General features: G+C 29.5%; 7 protein-coding genes, 1 rRNA gene and 1 other annotated feature. All 8 genes read right to left on the minus strand.

Features of this window, described 5'->3' with window-relative positions:
• A partial coding sequence (locus VK071_11970; protein ID HLR36029.1) for a class I tRNA ligase family protein occupies positions 1 to 350 on the minus strand: 350 nt, incomplete at its 3' end.
• Positions 351 to 417: 67 nt separating this feature from the next.
• Positions 418 to 638 (minus strand) — a binding site (T-box leader).
• A 75-nt stretch (positions 639 to 713) separates the two neighbouring features.
• The gene (locus tag VK071_11975; GenBank protein HLR36030.1) at positions 714 to 2,006 is read right to left on the minus strand and encodes an NAD(P)-dependent oxidoreductase; all 1,293 of its coding nucleotides are present in this window, start codon (positions 2,004 to 2,006) and stop codon (positions 714 to 716) included.
• 4 nt (positions 2,007 to 2,010) lie between these two features.
• Positions 2,011 to 3,252: an NAD(P)/FAD-dependent oxidoreductase gene (locus tag VK071_11980; GenBank protein HLR36031.1), complete on the minus strand. Its 1,242-nt coding sequence runs from the start codon at positions 3,250 to 3,252 to the stop codon at positions 2,011 to 2,013.
• 194 nt (positions 3,253 to 3,446) lie between these two features.
• Positions 3,447 to 4,730: a uracil-xanthine permease family protein gene (locus VK071_11985; GenBank protein HLR36032.1), complete on the minus strand. Its 1,284-nt coding sequence runs from the start codon at positions 4,728 to 4,730 to the stop codon at positions 3,447 to 3,449.
• A 273-nt stretch (positions 4,731 to 5,003) separates the two neighbouring features.
• Positions 5,004 to 5,192 (minus strand): ferredoxin, encoded by a 189-nt coding sequence (locus VK071_11990; protein ID HLR36033.1) that lies wholly within the window; start codon positions 5,190 to 5,192, stop codon positions 5,004 to 5,006.
• A gap of 84 nt (positions 5,193 to 5,276) precedes the next feature.
• Positions 5,277 to 6,161, minus strand: a complete 885-nt coding sequence (locus VK071_11995) for a radical SAM protein (GenBank protein ID HLR36034.1) — start codon at positions 6,159 to 6,161, stop codon at positions 5,277 to 5,279.
• A gap of 241 nt (positions 6,162 to 6,402) precedes the next feature.
• On the minus strand, positions 6,403 to 6,912 hold the full coding sequence (locus tag VK071_12000) for a thioredoxin family protein (GenBank protein HLR36035.1): 510 nt from the start codon (positions 6,910 to 6,912) through the stop codon (positions 6,403 to 6,405).
• A gap of 290 nt (positions 6,913 to 7,202) precedes the next feature.
• Positions 7,203 to 7,285 (minus strand): 5S ribosomal RNA (gene rrf / locus VK071_12005); the annotation flags it as partial.

Below are 7,285 nucleotides of genomic sequence, written 5' to 3' on the forward strand. Positions count from 1 at the left end.
AACTTTTCTATCCCATACTCCTCAATATCATGTTTATCTTTTAAATTTAATTCTTTTTCCACCTCTATTTCTACAGGCAGACCATGGGTATCCCACCCACCTTTTCTTATTACTTGGTGCCCTTGCATAGTTTTATATCTACAAACGGCATCTTTTAAGGTTCTAGCCATTACGTGATGAATCCCTGGTTTACCATTAGCCGTAGGAGGTCCTTCATAGAATATAAAAGGATTATTATCGTCTCTGGTTTCAATACTTTGTTTCAATAGGTCAATTTCATTCCAATATTTTGATATAGATTGTTCCCTCTTATTAACAGGAGATTTGGATAGTTCTTTGAATTTTCCCACTCTTTTCATCCTCTCTTTATAGTTTATATTATAAGTTTTCTTCAAAATAAAAACCCCTAAGTAATTACTTAGGGGCGAATATATCGCGGTACCACCCAATTTATAAGGTAATAGATTTTACCTTATGGCTTCATTGTTATTAACGTATTATAACGAAATACTTTACTGACATTTCAAGTATTCAGCTCCAAGGTGATCTTCATAAAAGACTTAATTATAATCTTTCACCAAATGATTATTTCTCTGTAAATTAGTTTCTTTTATTACTCTTCTCTTCACAGCCTTTATATATTTACTTTTATAATTTAACTACCAATATATACAATACTATGACTTTTGTCAAGTATTCTACAGCATAAAAATTTATCCTAATAATTCATTTTGTAATTTTCTTAATTTATATATAAAAGTAGAATTATCTACTTTTATAGAATCCTTAGTTAATATTTCACCTTTTTTAATATTTCTTCTTACTATAGTATTTTTATTAATTAAACCTATTGGCACAAAATTATTATCTTTTGCATTTTCATAAGTTTCAATTGTACCATAAACAGTATAACCACCAATATAATCCAACCTATCTCCTGGCTTCAAATTTTTCTTTGCTACTGCTACTGTCTCTGCTACCATTCCTTTAGTAGGAGCTATTGTAGGTTCATTATACAAAGTTGCCCTTGCAATAGTTGCAGGAGTTTCTAAACTAGTTAAGTGATAAGGCCTATATAATACATAATTTGGTCCTGACCCCATTTTTAAAAACCCCATTAAATTGTTGACTTCATTATTCTCACTAGTTATTATAGCAAAAACTCCAGGGGCTATTCCATTAACATAATCTACTACTCCATATTTGTTGAGGATTCCTCCATCCTTTTTTAATCTAAAAATATTTGGAAGTTCATCTACAGTACCATTTACACCATGTCCACCTCTTATATCGGGAATTAATCCTGTAGCATTGGCCATACAAGTCATTTCTATCATTGTATTAGTTCCATCTACAAAAGAAGCTAGCATTCTAGGGTTTAATCGTTTTTTTGTGGCTTTTTCATAAACAGCTTCTGGGGTTACCTCTAGATTTATTGGATTGTTTTTCCCCTTTCCTATAGCTAATACATCAAATCCTAGACCTTGTGCATATTCATATATTTCAATAACTGAGCCTGGTTCATCTCCTGCTGTCCCTGTATAAACTACTCCAGCATTTCTAGCTTTTTTATATAATATAGATCCTACCACTGCATCTGCTTCTACATTTAGCATTACAATATTTTTTCCATTAGAAATACTATCCATAGCTAACCTAGCTCCAACTTCTGGTACTCCAGTTGCATCTACAACAGTCTCTATTAAATTAGCCTTTGAAACTAAATCCACATATTCGGTAACTACTGGTTTTTCCTCCTCTACAGCCTTATTTAATTCCTTTAAAGAATTAGTAACTACAATATCCTCTTCCTTTATTCCTGCTAATTTATAAGCCTCAATTGCCTTTTCTACACTCCTATTAGCTACAAGAGAAGGGGCCATACCTTTTACTAAAGTTAATTGGCTAACCATACTTTTTCCCATTTTCCCAGCACCAACTATAGCCACTTTAATAGTTTTTCCCATCTCATCCAGTTTTTTTAATTTATTATTTAATCCTAACATATTATCATCCTTTCAATATGGCTAATGCAGCGTTCTTTCCCGCCACATAAGCTGAAGACCAAGCCCATTGAAGATTAAATCCACCACAGTCTCCATCTATATCCATAATCTCCCCTGCAAAATATAAACCTTTAACTAATTTTGATTCCATAGTAGTGCTATCTATTTCCTTAGTACTTATTCCACCTGCAGTTACTTGAGCATCTTTATAAGATTGACTACCTGTTATTTCAAATTTCCAATCTACTAGTATTTTTGCTAATTTATCTATTTCCTCATTAGATAACTGGGCTACCTTTTTATTTTTGTCAATTTTAATTTCCTTTAATATTACAGGTATTAATCTTTTATTTATAAATCCTATAAGGCCTGTCTCAATACTCCTCTTTTCCATATATGTAAATCTTAATTTTAAATAATCTATAATTTCTTCTTTAGTTTTTGTATCTATTAATGAAACTTTCAATATTGGTTTCTTATCCTTATTTAATAATTCTAAGGCTTTCCTACTTAATTGAAGTATTGGTGGCCCTGATATTCCATAATTAGTAAATAATATATCACCTTTATCTTCCCTTATTAATTTTCCCGCATTATAAATGCCAGCAGTCCCAACAACTTTTACTCCTGCTATTTGCTTTAAATAATCTTTTTCTAATTTTAATTGAACTAATCCTGGAAATATATCAACAATAGTATGACCAAATCTTTTACCTAAATCATAACCATTTCCATCAGAACCAGTAAAAGGTGCTGCTTTACCTCCAGTACATATAATAATTTTATCTCCAATAAAAGTTTTCTTATCTTTTAAAGTAACAATAAATTTTTCCTTCTTTTTAAATATATCTGTTACAAAAGCATCACATACCACTTTCACTCCTAAATCTTTCATTTCCATTCTTAAAACATCTAATACACTCGATGCTTGAAAGGACAATGGAAATACTTTTCCTCCTTCTTCTACTGCTGGAGTAATACCTAGCTTCTCAAAAAAATTTAATGTCATTTCTACATTCATTTGAGAAAGAGGACTATAAACAAACTTTGAATTTTTTCCATGATAATTATTTACATCTACATACATATTGGTATAATTACATCTTCCGTTTCCTGTAGCTAATATCTTTTTACCTACCCTTGAGTTTCTTTCTAGGAGGGTTACGTTAACTCCATTTCTTTTAGCCGCTATAGCAGACATCATTCCCGCTGGTCCCCCACCTATTACAATTATCTTTTTATTCATGCAAAAACTCCTTTTTTCAATCAATCAATATAATATTATATCAGATTTTTGCTTTTTTAATATAAAAAACGGAGAATTATCTCCGCTTTATATACTTTTTATTGATTTTTAAGTTTAAATTTTTGTCATTTTCTAATATTTCCCATTAGAGGTATATTTTTTAATGGAATTTAATGTTTTCCAGCATAATATTTTTAAGGTTCCTTATTTCCTTCTAATTCATTTCTATTTAGAACAGCATTCATAATTACCCCTACAATAGCTGCAAAGCTTAATCCTGTTATTTTAACAGTTTCAGTTATAGGAATTCCTAAGGCTATGCCAAATTTTTCTTCAATAACTCCACTACCTAAACCTAAAAATAATATTGTTCCCATTATAATTATATTTTTATAATTAAATTTTACCTTATTGTTTTTAATCGTTTTTATACCTATTAAAGATATCATACTAAACAGCATAATACTTATTCCACCCATAACTGGTGTAGGTATTGTATTTAGTAATGTTCCTATTTTTGATATAAACCCTAATCCTATAGCAAATACGGCTGCTAATCTTATTATTGCTGGATTATAGTTTTTAGTTATAGCTAATACTCCAGTATTTTCCCCATAAGTTGTATTTGCAGGTCCACCTATAGTAGCCGCAACCATTGTTGCTAAACCATCACCTAGAAGGGTCCTATTTAAACCAGGATCTTCTATGAAATTTTTACCTACTACTTGACCATTAGTTGTTATATCCCCTATATGTTCCATAAATACTGCTAAAACTACTGGCACAATAACAGCTATTGCACCAAAATCAAACTTTGGTAATCTAAAAGCTGGCATTGAGATAAATGGGGCTGCTTTTACAACACTGGCATCAACAATCCCTAATTTCAAAGATATTAAAGATCCTACTACAACCCCAGTTAATATTGATAATTGGCTGAAAAATCCTTTACCCTTAAAATTAACTAACAATGCAGCTGCTAAAGTTATACCTGCTACCCCAAAATTTTCCTTAGCCATTCCTATTGCAGTAGGAATTAAATTCATACCTATTACTATAATCATCGGCCCTACTACCTGTGGTGAAAGGTATCTTTGAATCTTTTCCACCTCTATCTTTTTTATTAAGAAGGATAGTACAACATATAATAAACCTGCTACCATCATTCCTCCTTGAACATAAGCTAGGTCTCCATTATATAGCTCTTTTACTGTTAAAATAACTGGTATAAATGCAAAGGAAGAGCCTAAAAATACAGGAACCTTTCCTTTTGTACATAAGTGAAATATTAAAGTCCCTAATCCTGCTGAAAATAATGCTACTGAAGGATCAAAACCTGTCAAAATCGGTACTAATACAGTAGCACCAAACATTGCAATTAAATGCTGCAAGGCAAGTACTATTTTTTTTGAGCTATTAACTAATCTAGCCCCCTTTTTTTCATAAACTACTGCTTCTTTATATACATTTTCAGACATAAAAAAACCTCCTATTTTTTATTGTCCTAAGGAGAGTTTTCTCCCCTTTTCAGCCTCTCTGGACTGATTTAAAAGGCTATCTTTCAGATTGCAATAGAATATTTACAACAAAAAACTTCTTGCAAGGTAGCAAGAAGTTTTTGTGCATAAAGGCACAACAATAACGTTCTATATTACAACCTTGCCAGCCTCTCTGGACTGATTTAAAGATTTAAATATTCTTTTTTGTTCTTAAAGATTATATCATTATTCTTTGTTTTTTACAAGCATTTTTTATTCAACAGTAATAGCATCCACAGGACAAGAATCTTCAGCTTCTTTTGCTGAATCTATAACATTATCATCTAACTCCTCATCTATAGCTACTGCTAATCCATCATCGTCCATACTAAATACTTCGGGACAAATACTTGGGCATAATTCACAACCTATACAAAGATCTTTATTAACTTCTGCTTTCATCTATATTACCTCCTTTTTAGTTTTATGCATTATATAATATATCCAAATATAAAAGGTATTAACATGAATAAAATATTGATTTTACTATAATCTTCTATAAACCTCCTTCCCTTCCAAATCCTCTAATTTTAGCCCTTCCTTTATTTGATTTAATATTAATTTTTTATCTCTACCTAGTGTTCCCTTAAGAGATACATAGTTAGAAGCATGATTACTCCTAAAAATACAATTATCTAGTTCTAATTTTTTTATAAACTCTTCTGTTTCTAATAAAACTTCTTTAGGTGTAAGTAATGCAAATCTTTCTTCTTCTATTTTATTATATAGTTCCGTCTCTTTCTCAATGAGAAGGGTTAAAAGTCCAATATAATTTGGATTTATTTCATTTATAACTTTGGCTGATTCTATTGCATGTTCTTTTGTATACTTAGCCCCACCTATACCAGAAATAAGAGTTACAGATAACTCTATATTTGTTTCTTTAACTTTTTTACCAGCATCTATTATTTCCTCTGATGTAACTCCTTTTTTTATCTCTTTTAAAATTGTATCGCTTCCTGTTTCTACTCCTAAGTAAATAATTCCTAATCCTAGATTATTAAGTTCCTGTAACTCCTCTACATTTTTGCCTAAAATAGATTTTGGGGAACCATATATGCCGACTCTTTTACATTCTGGATATAATTCTTTAATAGTCATTAATATTTTCTTTAATTCTTCTGTTTTTATTATTAAAGCATCTCCATCTGCTAAGAATATTCTTTTAACCTTAGGGTAATATTTTCGTCCTATCTCTAAATCTTTTACTATATCCTTAGTTTCTCTTATTTTAAATTTATCCTTTTTATACATAGAGCAAAATGTGCATTTATTATGAGAGCAACCAATAGTAGCCTGTACAATTAAACTATGAGCTTCACTGGGGGGTCTATAAAGATTTCCTTCATATTCTATTAGAATAATGACCACTTCCTTTACTATTTTATATTTAAAATACTACAACCTACAAATCTATATTTCTTTTATTTAATATAATTGCCTAAATATAATTAATAATGTACTTTCTTTTATATATTTACCTTCATCTACTTTTGAAATAATATAATTAGCAAACTGTTTCCTTTATTATTAACCCTATTTAAAATATACAATAAAATAATACAATTAATCTTCTATCATATTCATCTTTACCAATGTTTAATATAATTTATTAATAACCAACTATTTTTAATATGTCTTTTAGTGTTTCACTAGTATATTCACCATTTTTATACTTTCTCATAGTTACTATTTTTAGTGGTTGATTATCACTACTTTGTACTTCTTTAACATAGTTCGGTCTTTCTACAAAACTACCTATTTCATTAAATTCATCATCAAAAAAGATAAAGGTTGGTATTTTTACGATTTCTCTTGGAACATATTTACTAAAGTAATCTTCATTATCTCCTTTTTCTACAATTGAAATATTTATATTATTATTTACTTGTCTCATTTTTTCAACTACAGGCACATTTATCATACAATCTGGGCACCACATTTCAGCACATATTAAAACATTTACTTTTTTAATATTTTTTATTCTATACATAAATTCATCATTAATATTTATATTATTATAAATATATAAAGTTTTTTCTTTATATGAGTCTTTATCTAAATTTACAAATTCCTCAAAAGATGTACCTGATTTAAATAATTTCCTTCCTTCTTTATTCATTATTAATGCCCCCCTAAATTATCTTACTATATATGATATTAATAGATTGATTAAATTATAATACATATATTATATCAATACAAACTAAGAAATAGAAAAATATATAAAAACACCCTATTTCAATCTACGAAATAGGGAAAAATAGCTTATAATGAGGCTGTAAAAAACTATGAAGTATATTAAACACATTATTAGCTCTTTTCTTATTAAATAATCCTAAATTCTCACATATAAAAATCCCTACTTCGACCTACGAAATAGGGATTTCATAATTTAATTTATATGTAACAATCTAGCAACGTCCTACTCTCCCAAGGCGTCACCACCTAAGTACCATTAGCGCTGAGAGGCTTAACTTCTGTGTTCGGTATGG

Source organism: Tissierellales bacterium, assembly GCA_035301805.1.
Lineage (GTDB): Bacteria > Bacillota > Clostridia > Tissierellales > DATGTQ01 > DATGTQ01.